We start from the raw sequence: 20,066 nt of genomic DNA, 5'->3' as shown, positions 1-20,066 counted from the left end.
ATAACAGCTTGAAACTTTACCGTCTAGTTGGTATACTAACAAGCGTTGAATTTTTTAAAAACATCATTTCAGGAGGATTATAATGAATAAAGTAATGTTAACAGCGGCTATAACTGGCGCTGGAGATACTGTTGAGAAGAACGAAAATGTACCAGTTACACCGGAAGAAATTGCAGATTCAGCAATTAAATGTGCACGTGCTGGGGCAACAGTTGCACATATTCATGCACGTGACCCAGAAACTGGTGGTATTAGTCACGATACAGAATTATTTAGAGAAGCTATACGATTAATCCGTGAATCGGGTGAAGATATTATTATCAATATTACATCTGGTGGTGGTGGAGATTTCATCCCGAATTTACAAAATCCATACACTGCTGGGGAAGGTTCAGACATGCAAACGCCTGAAGAGCGTCATGAACCAATCGGAACATTACTACCAGAAATGTGTACGCTAGACTGCGGAAGTACTAACTTCGGAGATATGGTTTACTTAAGCCCTGCAGATTGGCTACGTGAACAAGCACGCCTTGTACAAGAAGCTGGTGTTAAACCAGAACTTGAATGTTTCGATAGTGGTCATATTCGATTTGCTAGACAATTAATTTCAGAAGGCTTAATTGATGGAGAACCAATGTTCCAATTTTGTCTAGGCATTCCATGGGGAGCAGATAACGACGCAGAAACGATTGAATACTTTAAAACACGTTTACCAGAAAATGCACATTGGTCAGGATTTGGTATAGGTAGAATGCAATTACCAACTGTAGAAGAAATAGCTAAACGTGGCGGCAGTGTTCGTGTTGGATTAGAAGATAACCTGTATATATCTAAAGGTGTTAAAGCTACAAATGAAGCATTAGTAGAAAAAGCTGTAGAAATATTAAAAGAATTAGATATAGACCCTATGACGCCTCAAGAAGCGCGTGAATTTTATCAACTAAGAGACCCTAAAGGAGGACAATCATGAAATTTGCAGTAGTAGGAACAGGTGTAATCGGAAGCGGTTGGATTACACGTATGCTCGCTCATGGACATGAAGTTGTAGCGACAGACCCAAGTGAAAGTGCATATGAAACAATGTTAGAACAAGTGAAATCAAATTGGCCATATGCTGAACGTATGGGCTTACACCCAAATGCGTCACTTGATAATTTAACATTCACACCTTATTTAGAAGAAGCTGTTAAAGATGCTGACCTTATACAAGAAAATGTACCAGAAGTAGAAGAAATTAAAGATAAAGTATTAACGGATATTGATTTTTATGCACGTCCAGATGCAATTATCGGTTCTAGTACATCAGGTATTAAACCAACAGAATTACAAAGAAATTTAAAGCATCCTGAAAGATTAGTCGTAGCTCATCCTTTCCATCCTGTTTATATTTTACCTTTAGTGGAAATTGTGCCAGGTAAACAAACGAGCGAAGAAACAGTTATTAAAGCTGAAGAAATCTATGAAGCTATCGGAAATGATGTACTTCATGTACGTCATGAAATAGAAGGTCACATTGCAGACCGTCTTATGGAAGCTTTATGGCGTGAATCATTGCATATTGTAAACGAAGGCATTGCTACAACAGAAGAAGTAGATAAAGCATTTACTCATGCAGCTGGCTTAAGATATGCACAATATGGACCATTTATGACTTTCCATTTAGCTGGCGGTCAAGGTGGTATGCGTCACATGTTAAAACAATTTGGTCCTGCTCTGAAGAAACCTTGGACGAAACTAGTCGCACCAGAATTAACAACAGATTTATACAATGCAGTTGTTGAAGGCTGTGAACAATCATCATTTGGTTATTCAATGTCAGAATTAGACCAAAAAAGAAATGAATTTTTAATTAAAGTTAAAGAACTTGCAGAAGAATATTGGCCAAAAAATAGTGATTATATGAAGAAAAAACAACTCACTAAGACGGAGGTTTAATGTCGTGTCTAACTTTTTCAACTATCAAACAACTGTTCAGAATGAGTGGTTAGATCATAACAACCATATGAATGATGCAGAATATAACCGTGTGTTCAGTCAAGCAACTGATGCTTGGCTTGCTCACATAGGGTTAGATGTTCAAACGATTAAAGATATTAAATATACTGTATTTACGTTAGAAAATCATATTACTTACCAAAAAGAAGTACCTAAAAATGAAACGTTAAATGTCAGTGTACAATTAATAGACTTTGATCAGAAGAGATGTCATGTATTCATGAATATGTTTAATGGTTCAAACGAATTATGCTCTACTTATGAAGTAATGTTAATGGGAATCGATGTCGAAAGTGGCCGTCCTAGTGCGTTTCCAGATAATATTATGGAGCAAATTAAAAATGAGTCAGTTAAGAAACAAGACGATTCATTACCACGTGAATTAGGACGTCAAATAGGCATTAAACGTAAATAAAAGTATAACTAGGACTGTTTGTATGATGCAGATAGTCCTTATTATATGAAAAAAATCACTAAATTAAAGGATGAGTAAATTGTGAAAAAATTTAAATTGATGGATTGGGTTACATTTACAATTTCTTTACTTATATTGCTATCTGTAGTTATACCCTTAATTGCATTTCCAGATGCAAGTAGTCAAGTAATATTATCACTTAATGATCTAATAACCTCAAAATTAGGTGCTGTTTATTTAGGAATTGGTCTAGCTGTTTTAATCTTTATACTTTATATCGCATTTGGTAAATATGGTGGAATTGTTCTAGGTAAACCTAATGATAAACCTGAATTTAATACGATGAGTTGGGCAGCAATGTTATTCTGTGCAGGTATCGGCTCTAGTATTTTATATTGGGGTATTATCGAATGGGCATATTATTATGATGGTCCACCGTTTCATATCAAACCACGTAGTGAAGAAGCAATTAATTATGCTGCTACATATGGAATGTTTCACTGGGGACCTATTGCTTGGGCAATATATGTCTTGCCAGCACTTCCAATCGCTTATTCGCTTTATGTAAAAGAACAACCTATTATACGTATTAGTCATGCATGTCGACCACTAATAGGAAAATACACTGACAAATGGCCTGGTAAAATGATTGATGTTCTCTTCATTTTTGGTTTACTAGGTGGTGCAGGTACTACTTTAGGACTTGCTACACCAATGATTGCTGAAGGAGTTGGCTCACTAACAGGTTTAGATGGTAGTTCAACTTGGCTACGATTAACGATACTAGGCATATCAACATTGATATTTGCAGCAAGTTCTTACTCAGGTATTAATTACGGTATTAAAATATTAAGCGACATTAATATTTGGTTAACGTTTATATTATTATTATTTGTATTTATTGTTGGACCAACAGTATTTATAATGGAAACAACGCTTTCCAGTGTAGGTTTAATGTTCCGTGATTTCTTCAGAATGGCAACATGGTTAGAACCATTTGGTGGGCTTGGTAATATTTCAAAAGACAACTTCCCACAATCATGGACAATATTCTACTGGGCTTGGTGGTTAGTATACGCACCATTCGTAGGATTATTCATAGCCCGTATTTCTAAAGGACGTACGTTAAAAGAAGTTATTTTAGGTACACTTGGATACGGCACCCTTGGCTGTACACTATTCTTCGGAATATTAGGTAACTATGGTTTATGGCTAGAGATTACTGGTAAATTCTCTGTTACAAAAGTACTTCAAGAAAAAGAAGGACCCGCTGCGATTATGTCCATTTTAGAGCAGTTACCAATGAGTAATGTCGTTATCGTTATATTCGTAATTACAGCAGTCATTTATTTAGCGACTACTTTCGACTCAGGTTCATACATCTTAGCAGGAGCAACACAAACTGAAGTAGATGACGAGCCATATCGTTGGAACAGATTATTCTGGGCATTTGCGTTATCATTTATTCCGTTAGCACTTATGCTAATCAGTGGGGATGAGATTTTAAATCTGTTACAAACCGCCTCAATCATTGCAGGTGTGCCATTGATTATAATATTTATATTACTGATGGTATCCTTCATCAAAACGCTAAGCAACGATCGTATTAAACTAGAAGAACGCTCTCGACTTCATAAAGAAAGAGAACGTCGTACACTTTCTATCAGGTATGCCAAAAATGATAGATGGTGGGAAAAGAAATAAATATTTTTTAATATAAATTTTGAGCACTAATTCGTTGAATTATATATAACGAGTTAGTGCTTTTTCATTTATGATGATATTTGAATACACTTTAACAACTATATAATAGAAGAAAGACGTCTCAGAATTTAATTGTTGACGTATGAAAATATAATTGTATGATGATAATAACTATAAAAAAACATATGGAGATGAAAAGCATGATAAGAACTATGATGTATGGAAAAATTCATCGTGCGAGGGTAACTGAAGCAAATTTAAATTACGTAGGTAGTATTACTATAGATGCAGATATTCTTGATGCAGTAGATATTTTGCCGAATGAAAAGGTAGCAATCGTTAATAATAATAACGGTGCAAGATTAGAAACTTATGTAATTGAAGGTGAACGAGGAAGCGGTAAGATTTGTTTGAATGGTGCAGCTGCACGTTTAGTTCAAGTAGATGATGTTATTATCATTATGAATTACGTACAAGTTACAAACGAAGAAGCTAAAAATTTATCACCTAAAGTAGCAGTAATGAATGAACGTAATGAAATTATTGAAATGATTCATGAGAAGGAAAATGAAATCATATTATAAAGTGGCTATGTCATGAATATACTTGCCTTAATACTATTATTAATCTAAAAAGCTTTAAAGTTCAGAACTTTTATTTTGAACTTTAAAGCTTTTTGTAATTTCATTTCATTTCTAGTTATATTTTAATATTATATTGAAATTTCATTCCAAAAGTGAGATAATGTAAGCGATTCCAATAAGGAGTGTGTTGAAATGCTAGGCTTTTCTGTTTATTTAGGAGAACCATTTGATAAGACTTATATTGAAACAATGCTTAATGAAGGTGCCAAATATGTATTTACTTCATTGCAAATACCAGAAGATGATCCAATGTTGTATTTAACCAAATTAAAAGAGTTAAATAAAATAGTAAATGGTAGAGCAGAGATTATTGCAGATGCAAATCCTAAAACGTTTAAGACTTTAGGATTGTCGTATAAAAAGCCTACTACTTTAAAAGATGCTGGAATAGATTTTATAAGATTAGATATATCATTGGAGATAGAAGATATTATATCTTTATTAAATGAAGTTAATGTAGTATGTAACGCAAGTACTGACGCTGTCGAATTGCTCTATCAACTTAAAGCTAAAGATATAGACTTATCAAAAGTGATGGTTGCACATAATTATTACCCACGACCGGAAACAGGTTTAGAAAATGAGTTTTTCATTTCTAAAAACAAAGAAATAAGGGATGTTTTTCCGGATGTGAAAATTATGGCATTTGTCCCTGGTACTAAATTAAGAGGGCCTATCTTTAGAGGATTACCAACACTTGAAGCACACAGAAATATACATCCTTTATATGCTGCTTATCAATTATTAAAATATGATATCGACGTTGTTTGTATTGGGGACACAAGCATAGACTTAGATATCATAAATCAATTTCATGATTATTTTAATAATGGAATCGTAAGTCTTTATATTGAAGAGGAAACACCTGCTTTAAAAGATGTAATAGGGAGAATTTTTCATAATAGGAAAGACAAAGCGAGAGATGTAGTAAGAGCGGAAGAGGCAAGGATGAGTTTTCAAGGGGAAGTTAAACCAGATAATACGACTGAAAGAGTTAAGGGGACCGTTACATTAGATAACTTGAAATATGGGCGATACATGAACGAACTGCAAATCGTCAAGAGAGATTTAGAAGCAAATGAAGCCGTGAATGTTATTGGGCGTGTTTCTAGTAGCAATTTAGATTGTATAAATATGATTGGTGCTGGACAGGCTTTCCAATTTATTAAAAGGGGATAATGTGATGGACATAAAAAAACTAACTACTGAATCAAGAAATAAATATTCATCAAAACTAGATACTTTAACGCCAGAACAATTTGTTGAAGTGATGAATACAGAAGATCAAAAAGTAGCCGAGCAAATTAAGTTAGAGAATAATGCGATAGCCGAATTGATTAAAAGAGCTATTACGGGCTTAAACAATGGTGGAAGGTTAATTTACATGGGAGCAGGAACGAGCGGAAGATTAGGGGTATTGGATGCTGCGGAATGTGTCCCAACGTTTGGTGTCACGCCAGACGTCGTAATAGGTTTAATTGCAGGTGGTCCAGAAGCAATGACGGTTGCAGTAGAAGGGGCTGAAGATGATTTAGAATTAGGGGAACAAGATTTAAGAAATTTAAATATAAACGAAAATGACACGGTTATAGGTATTGCTGCTAGTGGAAGAACACCATATGTTATAGGTGGATTAAAATACGCCCAAAGCATAGGCGTTCCTACTGGTTGTGTAACATGTAATCAACAATCAGAAGTAGGAAATTACGCTGATTTTCCGGTTCAAGTTGATGTTGGTCCAGAAGTTTTAACAGGCTCAACAAGGTTGAAAGCAGGCACAGCTCAAAAACTCATTTTAAATATGATTTCAACTGGTGCGATGGTTGGTATAGGAAAAGTTTATGAAAACTTAATGATTGATGTTAAACCAACCAACAAAAAACTTGTACAACGTGCTATTAATATGATTCAAGAAGTTTTAGGGTGTTCATATGAAGAAAGCCAGAAACTTTTTGAAGAAAGCGATGAACAAGTAAAAGTGGCAATTGTTATGGGCATGCACAATGTGAGTAAAGAAGAAGCCATTCAGAAATTAGAAAAAGCTAAAGGGTTTGTGAGAAATACGTAAACAAGGGGTGTATGTATATGTCTAAAGAAAAAGAAATGGCCAAAGAGATACTTGATAAAGTTGGGGGAAAAGACAATTTAGAAAAAGTCATTCATTGTATGACAAGGGTTAGAATGAGTATCGTCGACTACACTAAAGTTGATATTGAAGGTTTAAAAAATATCAAAGGTGTGATGGGGGTTGTAGAAGATGATATGATTCAAGTGGTAGTTGGACCGGGGACTGTAAATAAAGTAGCCAATGAAATGAGTTCTATTATTGGCGTACCACTAGGCGAAACAATTAAGAAAAATCAAAGTAATAAAGAGAAAGTAGAACAAGAAGCGGATCTGTTTAAACAAAATATTAACAAGAAAAATCAAACACCTTTCAAAAGAGTGTTGAGATCGATAGCTAATATTTTTGTACCTCTTATTCCTGCATTTGTGGGTGCCGGTTTAATTGGTGGTATTTCTGCTGTACTTTCTAACCTGTTAACAGCCGGCACAATCGATGGAGCATCATGGGAACAATTTGTTTTAGTATTTAATATTATAAAAGATGGTCTTTTTGTTTACTTAGTCATTTATGTAGGTATTAATGCTGCAAAAGAATTTGGTGCAACACCTGGCTTAGGTGGTGTAATTGGTGGTACAACTATGTTGACTGGAATGGATCCAGAAAGTCCGCTGAAAAATATTTTTAATGGCGAACCACTTGAAGCAGGGCAAGGTGGTGTAATCGGGGTTATTATAGCTGTTTGGTTGTTATCTTTAATTGAAAAAAAATTACACAAAATTGTACCGACTGCTGTAGATATTATTGTTACTCCAACGATTACATTATTTATTATGGGGTTAGGAACAATCTTTGTAATAATGCCTATAGCAGGTTTTATTTCTAACAGCTTGTTAGGCGTAATTGATTGGGTCTTAAATATAGGTGGAGCATTTAGTGGATTTATATTAGGTGCAACGTTCTTACCTTTAGTTATGTTTGGATTGCATCAAGTGTTAACACCAATTCATATAGAAATGATTAATCAATCAGGTGCTACTTACTTATTACCAATACTTGCTATGGCTGGTGCAGGTCAAGTAGGTGCAGCATTTGCCCTATGGGTTAGATGTAGAAAAAATAAAAAAATCATTAACCTTCTAAAAGGTGCTCTACCAGTAGGAATTTTAGGAATTGGAGAACCATTGATTTACGGGGTAACTTTACCTCTAGGTAGACCATTTATTACAGCTTGTATCGGTGGTGGAGTCGGAGGTGCAGTTATAGGCGCCATCGGACATATTGGTGCAAGTGCAATTGGGCCGAGTGGCGTATCCCTTATACCGTTAATATCTCATAATATGTATGTAGGATATATTGCAGGTTTATTAGCAGCTTATTTAGGAGGCTTTATTTTCACATATTTATTTGGAACGAACAAAGAAATGACAGCACCACAAGAATTGGATGAGGATTAATATGAGCGAACATCAACACGTACTTATGTTTATTAAAGAAAATATGTCTCGTTTAACTAAACGAGAACAGCGTATAGCACAGTACTTTGTCGATTATCCTGAAAAGATAATTGAATTAAGCGCTAAGGAGTTAGGCACGATAACAAACACAAGTGCTGCTTCCGTTATACGTTGTACGCACAAATTAGATTTTAAAGGTTTTACTGATTTGAAACTGTCTATTTCTAGGTATATGCCTCAACATGAAAAAAGTATATATCAAGAAATTAAACAAGATGAAACAGTATCGTCTATTAGTAAGAAACTTATTACACGAGCATCACATACACTTGAAATGACTGAAAAATTAATCGAGAGTAACAGTGTAAATGCCATTATTGATCAATTATATGAGGCAAAAACAATTATAGTTTTTGGTGTAGGTGCTTCAAGTTTAGTAGCACAAGATTTATATCAAAAATTTACTAGAATTGGTAAACAAGTTATTCATTCTTTAGACACTCACTTTTTAGCTACAGCAATAGCTTCACATAATAAAGATTGTATTTTGATAGGAATTTCTAACTCTGGTGAGAATAGTGAAACATTATCTTTAGCTAAAGTTGCACATAAATATAATGTTAAAGTAATAAGTCTGACTCAATCAAAAAGTTCATCTTTATCACAACAATCTGACTATCAATTAACACATGATGCAAGTTCAGAAGAAAGTTTAAGATTAGCAGCTACGAGTTCTCTTATATCGCAATTGATGACGCTTGATATATTATTTTATAGCTATTTATCAAGAGATTATGATGAACATGTAATAACGATGAGTAAAACGAGAGATGCAGTTGAATTATATACAGAATAAATGTTTGATAGAGTCCGAGACAACAATTTATGTCCCGGACTCTCAGTGTATTTAAATAATATGTAAGAACTGAAAAAAGATGAAAGAAAGTAATTTATTACACTTTCTCCGCTTATACAGACTGTCACGGGGTATATATATTATGAGTGGAGGTGCATAATGATGGCAAAATCTAAGAAGAAAAATTACACCAGTAGAATTAACAATGTAATTGATGCATTTAGTCTAGAAGATAAGCAAATGAGAAAACTATTAAACTTGCCTAAAGAAAAGTATGAATTGCTTATGCATGGGAATCAAGGTGTTTTAACAGACAAACAAAGAAACGAAATTGAAAAGCGTTTAAATTATTTTGAATCTATTGGTAAGCACGAAGATGCTTTAAAGTATACTAAATATTTTATTGAAAAAACATTGAAAAAAGAGTATAATTTACCAAATAAGTCAATTGCCAAATTATGTAATGTCAAAAAGAAAACAATTAAAAAATTAATAAATTCTAAGAAAATTGATAGAAACGAAGAGAGAAATCTTATACTAAACGTTCTTCAACTTTATGAAACTTTAAAATCAGTCAACTAATTGCTCATCATAAACATCATATTTTAAGAATTAAGGAAAGTTAGCGTGTTATTATGAAACAAGTAGAAATTATAAGAATATTAGATGATACCTCGTTTGTTGTAAATGCAGGTTCAGATAGATATTTAGAACCTGGCTATTTTATAGATGTATTAAAGAGTGATAAATCTTATAAATATATTGCGAAAATAGAAGAAGTATACCCTGAATTATCTTTATGTAAAAGATACGGAGAAGAAAGACTCTTCTATGGAGATGTTGTAAGGATTAGATATCCTGAAGACGAAGATATGCAAATGACCACAAAAGTTATTAAATCTAATAAATCTAAAAAGAACAGAAAAAAGAGAGGATGAGATCGCCGAATCTCATCCTCTTTCCCGTTTAATATGTCTAAAAAAATTTAAATAAGTAACGTTGTAGACTTATATAAGTACTCTAACATAAAATGTATAGATTTTACAGAAAAAAGATATATCATTTAATATGATAATATTATATATTTTTTAAAGAAATGTATAGTGTGAAATAATTATGTGTATATTGGCAAATTACATCTAATAAATGTATAATAAAGAAAAAATAAAATAAGAATGGACTGAGAATACGTGGCAAATCAATATGAGCGTTCTGCAAAGAAACCTAAATCAGCAGCATTTAAAATTGTAACAACTATTATTATTGTGTTATTAATTGCGTTTTTAATTATTATTGGCTATTTTGTGTATAAGTTTTTTGCATTAGGTAATACGATACATAACCCACTGGATAGAGATAAATCTGAACTTAGAAAGAACGCAGTAGATACTAATGGAGATCCTATTTCGATAGCTTTATTTGGAATTGATTCTGACTCTACAAGATCAGCAGAAGGTGGAGGAGAGCGTTCGGATTCAATCGTTTTATTATCTATAAACCCAGATAAGAAGAAAACTGTAATGGTTAGTATTCCTAGGGATACTAGAGCGGAAATTGTTGGCAATGATTCTGTAGAAAAAATTAACCATGCGTATGCATATGGTGGCCCTAAAATGGCGATTAACTCTGTAGAAAAATTAATGAACGTACCGGTAGACCATTATGCAACAATTAATATGGATGGGGTTAAAGATTTAGTAGATTATGCAGGTGGCGTAAATGTTACAAGTAATGCTACGTTTACGGTTAAAGGGAAATCATATGTTAAAGGCCAAAAATACAAATTAAATGGTGAAGAAGCGTTAGCATTTATTAGAAGTAGAAAAGAAGAAGGCGCTGGTGGAGACTTTGGTCGACAAGAACGTCAACAATTAGTGATTCAAGCACTAGCTAACGAATTAGTTAGCGTAGGATCTTTACCTAAAATTAATCAAATCTTTGATACTTTAGGTGATAATGTTAAAACAGATATGAAGATTGGACAACTAAATGATTTAAGATCTAAATATAATGATGCTTTAGATAATGTAGACCGTAATCAGTTAGAAGGACAAGATTCAATTTTAGATGATGGATTATATTATTTTGTACCTAGTGACGCTAGCAAGAAAGATATAGTAGACTCATATAGAGAAAATCTAGGTTTGGAATAAAGTATAATATTAGAAAATATTAATCTTTAAACAAAAAATGCACCTCAAATTTTGAGGTGCATTTTTGTATTTAACTTCTTTTTTGAATAATAAGCAATTTGATAGCGTTAGTTTTTAAATAATATGTCTCATCTACATCCTTAGAATTATAATCAGCCATTTCTATATCTGGAGAACAGTATTTATCTAATAGAACTGTGTTGAAATAATCAATATTAAAACGTTCGTTATCTAATTTTCTAATTGCTTTGAAGATATTACCGTTATCCTGATCAAATGTAATGTTAGTTACTCTAAAAGTATTAAAAGGTATGTCACGATAAGAAAGACTAATACCAACATTATTCTGGTAGTTGATATCATTTGGATTATATAGTTCATAATTAAATAAAAGGAAAAATATTTTATTGTGTTGCTCGAACTTAATATAATTTTGTCCTTTTTCGAATTCTTGTTGGTTAAAGTACGTTAATATATATATTAAATAATTAACAGGACTTTTACAGTGGTGTTTTAAATGTAGTGATAAAGGTTGATTTATAGTTGCGAGATCGGCTGAAGTTTCCTCTAATAACCAGAAGCCTAAACCAGACACATAAGTTGTGATACTTAATAAATGATCTACAATAATAGCAGCATTGAAATAAAAATCACTCATCGTCCTCGAATCACCATGAATGACATTCCATTCTATAGGTACTACGTTTTTATTATTGTTCTTCATGAATTTTAAATTGTGAATAAGCTTTTCAGTATAGTTACTTTTTATTTTCGCTATATCATGATTATTCATTTTGTTAAAGTCGAATAACTCATTAAAGCTATAAGATATTGCAAAAGAATCGACATTTTTACATAGTTGCATATCTATATCAAGTTGCTCATAATCATGTTTAAATGGATCAGGTCCATTTATCATTATTTGTAAATCAGGTAAGCTTTCTTTAGAGTCATTAATTTGAGATTGTATATGCGTGAGTTCGTCATACTTGATATCAAAGTAAAATTCACCTTGTTTATTAACGAAATAGTTATGTATAACATCTATAAATTCTGACCATTTACTTTTGAACGTATGATCTTGTACATCAAAATCATATATTTTTATACATGGCGTTATATTTGTATCTGAAAACATGCTTAAACAAAAAGCTAAATTATGTCGATACTTATGTTTTTCTATATCGCAGAAAAATGATTTTAATGAACAGTGAATAACAATGATAGGCTGACGAGGTATATTTTCTACAGTTTCCAATATTGTACCAAGGAATGGAGTATAAAAATCATTAACGTCACCGATATGTAAATAAGTTTTATGGTTAGCCTTTAATTTTTGTAAAGGTAAATCTTTAAAAGTTAAATGTTTGTACTCATGAACGAGAGACTTATTATGCATCATTTTTTGCAATTTAGAAATTAAAGTTTTACGCTCATCTTCTGTCATTGTCTCAGTTTTTTTACTTATTTTTTTCTGTTGATACATTAAACGATATTGTTTAGGGGTTAATTGAAATTGTTCTTTAAATTGACGATTGAAATTATGGTAACTAGAAAATCCATGATAGTCTGCAATTTGTTCGACTTTAAATTGTGTAAATAACAAGGCGTAAGTAGTTTGGAACAAACGTGTTTCTTTCAAATATTGAGTGAACGTCGTACCTATTTGTCTAGAAAACTCACGTGATAAATGTTCAGGAGAAATAAAGAAAAAGTCAGCTACGAGGTTCAGTGATAGTTTTTCTTGGTAATGCTTATCAACATATTGCTTCACTTTACGTATAAGTCCTGTTAATTCCATTTCTGTTTGTCCATAATAATTTGTTTCTTCTTTAAAACGCTCATACATAATTTTATAAATTTCAACGATATAATGGCTACGTCTGATCTTTATATTCGTTAAATCTGCTAAAATAGCTCTTATAAATAAATCCTTTATTTGATGTTTATATTTATTTAATTGATTTGTTTTTGTAGTTTTCGGTATCCAATATAGGTAAGACTCTTCGCCACTTAAACTTTCCATCATTGAATATCCAATATGTAATACTGCGACTAAGCCGTCGTTTATTACTGGTAAGTAATTGTCATTATCCTGTAAATAAAATAAGTCACCGACGGTAAATGTATATGTTTTTTGATTTAAAGTTAATATTGCTTTTCCTTCTAGCACAAAACATAATGCACCATAACCTAACTTTTTAGGGTTAATAATGCCTTCTTTATGCAATGAAATGTCGTAATTGTACACTTTTTCACCTCATCTTCACTAAGATATTACATTTTATATCAAATAATGTCATATTTTTATTACATTTTAAACTATTATATCAAAAAAAGTAAGAAAAAGTTGGATTATTAAATAATTTTTATAAGAAAGATGATAATAAATCAAATAAATGAATTGATTTAATCAAAATCTGAAATTAAAACGGTTTACAATAATACTTAATGCTATTGTTGTATTGTAAACTATTAAAAACGGGGAAAATATTAAAATGGAGGTATATAGAATGACAGGGAATTTCAACAAGATTATTCAAGATATGATAGATTATGAGAATAAAATCGCAAATTTAAAAAACGAAAAACGTTTAACATTAGTTGATTTTATAATATTAGAAGAAATCTATAGATCTGAAGAAATTACAATTAAAGAAATACTTAACGGGAAGCTAACAGAACTTCAAACGAAACCTTCTAACATTGGAACAAATTTAGCTAAATTATATAGAAAAGATTATATTAATAAATATAGAAGTGAGCTAGATGAAAGAAAAGTTTACTATTACATGGAAGACGAACAAAAGGCTCAATACGAACAAATAGCAAAAGACATATAAAACAACAATAGGTTTAATTATTCAAAAAGAAACCCAAGGGAAATCCTTTCAAGTGAAAAGATTTTCTTTGGGTTTTTCTATAGAATTTAAAAATGATTTAAAAGGGTATTATAAAATTACTTGATTACAGAACGTGTTGAGCGTTCTACGTAGTGCGCTGAATGAATAGAAACTAATTCACCTTTAGATAAATCAAATAAATTTAATTTTAAAATACTATCCATCGCCTGGCGTACGTTTTCTTCAGTGAGATCACGTTTTGGGTTTTGGATCTGTAATGTGAAAGTTTTATCTGTTGAAGTTTTAAAAGTAAGTTCTAATACGAGTTTCATGAAATTCACCTCCTTGGTAGATTTAGAGGATAGAATTAATCTTCTATCTGAATTGTTTTGACGATATAAGCATCTTGGAACTTTTCGTCAGATAACGTTTCGATAATGCCTTTAAAAGTTTTAACTTGTTCATTTGTTACATTTAATTTAATTGCTTTAAATTTTCTTTGAACATTTTTTACTTTGGCATTCTCATCTAAGTACTGATGTAACAATATGATGTTGATGTCTTTAACTGTTGCCATTTTGCTAACCTCCTTTCACTTTATATATCGAAATGAGATTAAAAAAACGACCACAAATTAGTTAAAAATTCTTTCATGTTACTCAAATATATATTATTATTAATATGTACCTTAATTAGGAAGGATGGACGAAATGCATGCAACAAGTATCTCCAATTAAGAATAAAGATGATATTAGAGCGATGTATGAAGTATTAAAATCACACAGTGAAAGAGATTATTTATTATTTAGTCTTGCTATTCATACAGGTATTAAAGTAAATCAATTATTAAATTTAACTGTTCAAGATTTACTAGATGAAGATAACGACATTATTTCTAACTGGGTAAATGATAAAAAGGATTTGATTAAAGTAGTGATTCCATTGCACTTAAGATCAAGTTTGTCATCTTATATACGTATGGAAATGTTAGGAAAAGAAGACTTTGTATTTAGATCTATCAAGACGAAGAAACAATTGTCTAGACAACAAGCATATCGGATCATTCATGTTGCTGCAGAAGAAGTTGGATTGAAAAATATTGGTCTATACTCCTTAAGGAAAACTTTTGCGTTTCATGCATTTAAATCGGGTGTATCAGTTTCAATAATACAAAAATATTTAGGTCATCAATCGTTGTTAGAAACTTTAAAATTTATAGATGTAACCACAATAAAAAAAGAAACAACAATAGAACTAAATATATAAAAAGAAAGGAGTTCGTGTATGGCTTTAATATGGTTGTTCTTCACCATCTTAGTTGTAATGGCTATTGTCCTTATGACTATGAATACTAAATTTAGCCGCTTTGCTGGTTGGATAAGTTTAATCGCGCCGCTAATAAGTTCCATTTATTTTTTGAGTCAAATTAAATACATATCGAGTGGGCATACTGTTTCTTTTTTTAAAGAGTGGATACCTATAATTGATTTTAATTTAGATTTGAGATTAGATGGTTTATCTTTAATTTTTGCACTTCTTATTTCACTCATTGGCGCAGGTGTATTCCTTTACGCTATTTATTATCTTTCTCATGAAAAAGATAATCTCCCAAGATTTTACACATACTTGCTAATGTTTATGTTGGCAATGTTAGGTGTTGTACTTTCTAATAATACAATTTTGCTATATTCATTTTGGGAATTAACGAGTATATCTTCTTTCTTACTCATTGCATATTGGTATCAAAGAGAAAGAAGCCAAGAAGGGGCACTTAAATCTTTCTTGATTACCGTTTTTGGTGGTATGGCTATGCTCGTAGGGTTGATATTGTTATATAGCATTACGGGTACGAATACAATTACTGAACAAGTCGGTATGATTGATGAAGTGTTTCAATCACCATGGTTTGTACTTGCAGTCATTTTAATCTTACTCGGTGCGTTTACAAAATCAGCACAATTTCCATTTCATATATGGTTGCCAGATGCTATGGAAGCGCCAACGCCTGTTAGTGCTTACTTACACTCAGCTACTATGGTTAAAGCTGGTTTGTATTTATTACTTAGATTTACACCTATTATTGGTCAAAGTGAATGGGTCGTGTATACAGTTGTGACAGTCGGGTTAGTTACAATGTTAGTAGGATCATTCTTTGCAGTAAGTAAAAAAGATTTAAAAGCTTTATTAGCATATTCTACAATCAGTCAATTAGGTATGATTATGTCTATGATTGGTTTAGGCTTGTTAGCTTTAAATCAAAGGTTTGAAGCGGGACATGAAATATTTATTGCAGCTTTATTTGCAGCTTTATTTCATTTAATTAACCACGCTATTTTCAAAAGTGTACTGTTCATGGGAGTAGGTATTATAGACCATGAAACAGGAACAAGAGATGTTAATAAATTGGGCGGGTTAAGAAAAGTAATGCCTATTACAGCAATTGTAATGTCAATCTCTGCTTTATCTATGGCAGGTATTCCATTATTTAATGGTTTTTTGAGTAAAGAAAAGTTCTTCACTAGTCTGGTAGAGACAGGACAAGTGGATATTTTCAATCAAACGATGTCTTTTGTGATGATAGCAGCAGGATTTATAGGTAGTATTTTTACTTTTGTTTATTGTTTAAAGTTAATAAAAGAGCCATTCTTTGGGGAAATGAAAGAAAAACAATTGCCTAAAGTACCACGTCATGATGGCGGGGGACTTCTTATAGCGCCTGTTTTAATTGTAATATTTGTACCGTTATTTTTCTTTATTCCAAATGTATTAGGAAAATATTTAATAGGTCCAGCGTTACGTGATATATTCCAATCGGATAAAGTAATGGAATATATACCTCATATTCAAGCGTGGCATGGATTTACAACTGAATTGTTTTTAACTATAGGAATATATTTAATAGGTACATTATTAGTAATATGGCCAAATTGGACATTTATTTATAGCAAAGTATCAAAAAATATAGAAATCAATACAATTTATAATAAAGGTATGACTTTACTGGATCGAGTAAGCGCATATTTAATTCAAATTGTAATGAATAATAGATTGAACCAATATTTACACATCATTTATGTAATATTTTTCGTACTTATGGCATATGGCATATATCATGTCGGTATTTACGATATTGCGTATTACCATATTACAGAAGCTTCAACATTCGAGATTATTATATTGATTAACATTGTGATTACAGCGACAGCATTAATGTTTATTAGAGAAAGAATGACAATGACTATTTTAAATGGTGTAATCGGTTATTCGATTGCTGTTGTATTCATATTTATGAAAGCACCTGATTTAGCTTTAACGCAATTGGTTATTGAAACTATTACGACAGTCTTATTTTTATTAGTATTTTTCCATTTGCCAAACGTGCAGAAAGATAAACCAAATGTTTTAGCAGAAATCGTTAAATTAGCAATCGCACTCTTAATGGCGGTATTTGTCGTAATTTTTGTTATCATGATGCAACAAGATAATCTATTCGATAAAATTTCTTATTATTATGATAACGCTGATGAATTAGCAGGTGTTAAAAATATCGTAAATGGTATTTTAGGAGACTTTAGAGCGTTAGATACAATGTTAGAAGGAATCGTTATATTGATTGCCGGACTAGGTATTTATACACTCGTTAAATTTAAGATAAGAAAGGATGAGCCTGATGAAAGAAAATGATGTAGTATTAGAAACCATATCAAAAATCGCAATATTTATCATTCTGACATTCGGCTTTTATATATTCCTTGCGGGACACGATAATCCTGGTGGTGGATTTATTGGTGGATTAGTCTTTAGTTCTGCGTTTATCTTAATGTTCTTAGCATTTGATGTTGAGACAGTTGTTCAATCATTACCGATAGATTTTAGAGCAGTTACAATTATAGGGTGTCTAGTGTCAATGAGCACAGCGATTATACCAATGTTCTTTGGGCATCCAATGTTAACACATGAAGATGGATATATTACGTTCCCACTATTAGGTGAAATTCATCTTTCAAGCGTAACATTATTTGAACTCGGGATATTACTTACAGTAGTAGGATCCATTGTAACAATCATGCTTGCGATAAGTGGTGATAACAGTTGAATTTAATATTAGTCATTATCATTGGTGTACTTACTTTCGTTGGAACGTATATGATTTTATCTAAAAACTTAATTCGTATTGTTATCGGTACAGCTATTTATACACACGTAGCTAACTTAATGATTTTATCAATGAGCGAATTTGGTGGTCGAAATGTACCACTCATAAATGGTGAAGGAAAAGACTATGTCGATCCTTTACCTCAAGCATTAATTTTAACAGCAATTGTTATTGGTTTTGCGATAACAGCATTTTTACTTGTTTTAGTGTATAGAACATTTAAATTGACGAAAGTCAACAGAATAGAGGCGTTACGCGGTGAGGATGAAGACGTAGATGAATAATTTAATACTTATACCATTACTCGTACCACTATTTATTGGTTTAATATTGTTCTTCTTTAAAGAACGATTAGCGTTAACAAGACGTATCGCCATCACTTTTCTAGCACTTACGACGATTGTAAGTGGTTGGTTATTAGTCGATGTCAGTATGAATAAAGCACTTGTTATCAACTTCGGAGACTGGCAACCACCATTTGGGATTCAGTTTGTTGGTGATGAGCTCAGCTTATTATTCACTACTATTTCCTGCTTTGTTGTCACAGTGATTATATACTTTGGTTTTGGTAAGAGAGAAAGATTAGCTAACCGCTACTTTTTACCATCATTTATATTGTTCTTATTAAGTGGGGTTAATGGTAGTTTTCTAACTGCTGATATATTCAACTTATATGTAATGTTTGAAATAATGTTATTAGCTTCATTTGTATTATTAACATTAGGTCAATCAATAGAACAGTTAAGAGCAAGTATCATTTACGTCGTGATTAACGTTGTGAGCTCTTGGTTCTTCTTAATGGGCGTTGCTTATATATACGGTACGTTAGGTACTTTAAACTTCGGTCATATTGCAATGAGAATTAGTGAAAGTAACCAACCTACCACGACTACTTTAGTCGCAATTATCATGATATTTGTATTTGGAGGTAAAGCAGCGCTTGTCGTATTTATGTGGCTTCCGAAAGCATATGCAGCATTGAATACAGAATTAGCTGCTTTATTTGCGAGTTTAATGACTAAAGTAGGTGTATACGCACTTATTCGTGTGATGGTACTTATGTTTGATCAAAAGCCAGAAGTAACACATTTCTTACTTTACATTATGGCGATACTTACAATGATTATTGGATCAATAGGTGTTCTTGGATTTAAAGATATTAAGAAAATAGCAGCGTACCAAGTGATACTATCTATTGGATTTGCAGTATTAGGATTGAGCGCAAACAATTTAGCAGGGATTACCGGTGCTATATTCTATGTCGGACATGATATGATTATCAAAACTTTATTATTCTTAATCATAGGTACTTTTGTATTATTAACAGGTACAAGATATTATGACCAATTTGGTGGTTTAATTAAACATTATCCAAGTTTAGGTGTCATATTCTTTATTACGATACTATCAATTGGAGGCGTACCACCACTCAGTGGATTTCCTGGGAAATTATTAATTATTAAAGGCGCACTTGAAAATGGTTATACATTTGGCGTTATCGTGATGATTATTTCAAGTATCATTGCAATGTATAGTTTATTACGCGTATTTTTAGTAATGTATTTCGGCAGAGAAAGTGTACCTCAAGTTGGTAAAGTTGTTTTTGTTAAGAATAAATTATATGCAATGATAATATTAACAGTAACAACAATAATATTAGGTATTGCTTCTCAATATGTATTAAATATTTCTGAAATGGCAGCTCAGTTTAACATGAATGAGCTTGAATATTTTAAAGAAGTTATTCCAAATGTAGAAGTGGAGGCTAAATAATA

At 31.9% G+C, this 20,066-nt stretch carries 21 protein-coding genes; 18 read left to right on the top strand and 3 right to left on the bottom strand.

Translation table 11 applies throughout. The features are described from left to right. The first annotated feature begins 82 nt into the window (after positions 1–82). The 12 genes from LQ688_RS04840 to LQ688_RS04785 all read left to right on the top strand — a co-directional run bounded on the left by LQ688_RS04840 (position 83) and on the right by LQ688_RS04785 (position 11,292). The gene (locus LQ688_RS04840) at positions 83–973 is read left to right on the top strand and encodes a beta-keto acid cleavage family enzyme (RefSeq protein WP_239752656.1); all 891 of its coding nucleotides are present in this window, start codon (positions 83–85) and stop codon (positions 971–973) included. Then, positions 970–1,938 carry a 3-hydroxyacyl-CoA dehydrogenase NAD-binding domain-containing protein gene (locus tag LQ688_RS04835; RefSeq protein ID WP_017000825.1) on the top strand — a complete coding sequence of 323 codons (969 nt, stop codon included), beginning with the start codon at positions 970–972 and terminating at the stop codon, positions 1,936–1,938. Before LQ688_RS04840 ends, LQ688_RS04835 begins: the two co-directional genes overlap by 4 nt. A 4-nt stretch (positions 1,939–1,942) precedes the next feature. Beyond that, a complete protein-coding gene (locus LQ688_RS04830; protein WP_064205222.1) occupies positions 1,943–2,413 on the top strand; it encodes a thioesterase family protein in 471 nt (156 codons plus the stop codon). Positions 2,414–2,494: 81 nt separating this feature from the next. After that, complete coding sequence (locus tag LQ688_RS04825; RefSeq protein ID WP_135022022.1) at positions 2,495–4,117, top strand: BCCT family transporter; 1,623 nt, start codon at positions 2,495–2,497, stop codon at positions 4,115–4,117. A 200-nt stretch (positions 4,118–4,317) separates the two neighbouring features. Then, on the top strand, positions 4,318–4,701 hold the full coding sequence (panD, locus tag LQ688_RS04820; RefSeq protein WP_017000822.1) for an aspartate 1-decarboxylase: 384 nt from the start codon (positions 4,318–4,320) through the stop codon (positions 4,699–4,701). Between the two features lie 192 nt (positions 4,702–4,893). Beyond that, positions 4,894–5,940 carry a MupG family TIM beta-alpha barrel fold protein gene (locus tag LQ688_RS04815; RefSeq protein ID WP_239724122.1) on the top strand — a complete coding sequence of 349 codons (1,047 nt, stop codon included), beginning with the start codon at positions 4,894–4,896 and terminating at the stop codon, positions 5,938–5,940. 4 nt (positions 5,941–5,944) lie between these two features. Further along, the gene (gene murQ, locus LQ688_RS04810; RefSeq protein WP_070045080.1) at positions 5,945–6,829 is read left to right on the top strand and encodes an N-acetylmuramic acid 6-phosphate etherase; all 885 of its coding nucleotides are present in this window, start codon (positions 5,945–5,947) and stop codon (positions 6,827–6,829) included. A 17-nt stretch (positions 6,830–6,846) separates the two neighbouring features. After that, positions 6,847–8,283 (top strand): PTS transporter subunit EIIC, encoded by a 1,437-nt coding sequence (locus LQ688_RS04805; protein ID WP_239724123.1) that lies wholly within the window; start codon positions 6,847–6,849, stop codon positions 8,281–8,283. Between the two features lies 1 nt (position 8,284). Continuing rightward, on the top strand, positions 8,285–9,139 hold the full coding sequence (locus LQ688_RS04800) for a MurR/RpiR family transcriptional regulator (RefSeq protein WP_135022026.1): 855 nt from the start codon (positions 8,285–8,287) through the stop codon (positions 9,137–9,139). 159 nt (positions 9,140–9,298) lie between these two features. Further along, positions 9,299–9,721 (top strand): HTH domain-containing protein, encoded by a 423-nt coding sequence (locus LQ688_RS04795; RefSeq protein ID WP_103269281.1) that lies wholly within the window; start codon positions 9,299–9,301, stop codon positions 9,719–9,721. Between the two features lie 53 nt (positions 9,722–9,774). Next, positions 9,775–10,077 carry a hypothetical protein gene (locus LQ688_RS04790; protein ID WP_239724127.1) on the top strand — a complete coding sequence of 101 codons (303 nt, stop codon included), beginning with the start codon at positions 9,775–9,777 and terminating at the stop codon, positions 10,075–10,077. A gap of 252 nt (positions 10,078–10,329) precedes the next feature. After that, positions 10,330–11,292: an LCP family protein gene (locus LQ688_RS04785; protein WP_017000815.1), complete on the top strand. Its 963-nt coding sequence runs from the start codon at positions 10,330–10,332 to the stop codon at positions 11,290–11,292. A 70-nt stretch (positions 11,293–11,362) separates the two neighbouring features. On the opposite strand, the gene LQ688_RS04780 is transcribed toward LQ688_RS04785, so the two are convergent. Beyond that, on the bottom strand, positions 11,363–13,543 hold the full coding sequence (locus LQ688_RS04780) for an AraC family transcriptional regulator (RefSeq protein ID WP_239724130.1): 2,181 nt from the start codon (positions 13,541–13,543) through the stop codon (positions 11,363–11,365). Positions 13,544–13,805: 262 nt separating this feature from the next. On the opposite strand from LQ688_RS04780, the gene LQ688_RS04775 reads away from it, so the two are divergent. After that, positions 13,806–14,135: a transcriptional regulator, SarA/Rot family gene (locus LQ688_RS04775; RefSeq protein ID WP_017000813.1), complete on the top strand. Its 330-nt coding sequence runs from the start codon at positions 13,806–13,808 to the stop codon at positions 14,133–14,135. A gap of 116 nt (positions 14,136–14,251) precedes the next feature. Here the strand turns inward: LQ688_RS04775 and LQ688_RS04770 are convergent, their stop codons facing one another. Both LQ688_RS04770 and LQ688_RS04765 read right to left on the bottom strand, forming a co-directional pair. Beyond that, positions 14,252–14,467: a DUF2922 domain-containing protein gene (locus LQ688_RS04770; RefSeq protein ID WP_135022030.1), complete on the bottom strand. Its 216-nt coding sequence runs from the start codon at positions 14,465–14,467 to the stop codon at positions 14,252–14,254. 35 nt (positions 14,468–14,502) lie between these two features. Next, a complete protein-coding gene (locus LQ688_RS04765; protein WP_239724132.1) occupies positions 14,503–14,712 on the bottom strand; it encodes a DUF1659 domain-containing protein in 210 nt (69 codons plus the stop codon). A 137-nt stretch (positions 14,713–14,849) separates the two neighbouring features. On the opposite strand from LQ688_RS04765, the gene LQ688_RS04760 reads away from it, so the two are divergent. From LQ688_RS04760 to LQ688_RS04740, 5 genes are read left to right on the top strand one after another with little or no spacing between them, the layout of a single operon-like run. Continuing rightward, positions 14,850–15,401: a tyrosine-type recombinase/integrase gene (locus LQ688_RS04760; RefSeq protein WP_017000810.1), complete on the top strand. Its 552-nt coding sequence runs from the start codon at positions 14,850–14,852 to the stop codon at positions 15,399–15,401. 18 nt (positions 15,402–15,419) lie between these two features. Continuing rightward, positions 15,420–17,819, top strand: coding sequence for a DUF4040 family protein (locus LQ688_RS04755; protein ID WP_135032215.1), 2,400 nt, complete (start codon positions 15,420–15,422; stop codon positions 17,817–17,819). Continuing rightward, positions 17,806–18,231 (top strand): monovalent cation/H+ antiporter subunit B, encoded by a 426-nt coding sequence (locus tag LQ688_RS04750; protein ID WP_017000808.1) that lies wholly within the window; start codon positions 17,806–17,808, stop codon positions 18,229–18,231. Before LQ688_RS04755 ends, LQ688_RS04750 begins: the two co-directional genes overlap by 14 nt. Then, positions 18,228–18,575: a Na(+)/H(+) antiporter subunit C gene (locus LQ688_RS04745; protein ID WP_017000807.1), complete on the top strand. Its 348-nt coding sequence runs from the start codon at positions 18,228–18,230 to the stop codon at positions 18,573–18,575. Before LQ688_RS04750 ends, LQ688_RS04745 begins: the two co-directional genes overlap by 4 nt. After that, positions 18,568–20,064: a Na+/H+ antiporter subunit D gene (locus tag LQ688_RS04740; RefSeq protein WP_064205227.1), complete on the top strand. Its 1,497-nt coding sequence runs from the start codon at positions 18,568–18,570 to the stop codon at positions 20,062–20,064. Before LQ688_RS04745 ends, LQ688_RS04740 begins: the two co-directional genes overlap by 8 nt. Positions 20,065–20,066: the final 2 nt, after the last annotated feature.

The sequence above is a fragment of the Mammaliicoccus sp. J-M40 genome, assembly GCF_022386395.1.
In the GTDB taxonomy this organism is placed as follows: Bacteria; Bacillota; Bacilli; order Staphylococcales; family Staphylococcaceae; genus Mammaliicoccus; species Mammaliicoccus lentus.
The sequence above is the reverse complement of the archived record's forward strand: the minus strand, read 5'-3'. Positions and strand labels throughout refer to the sequence as shown.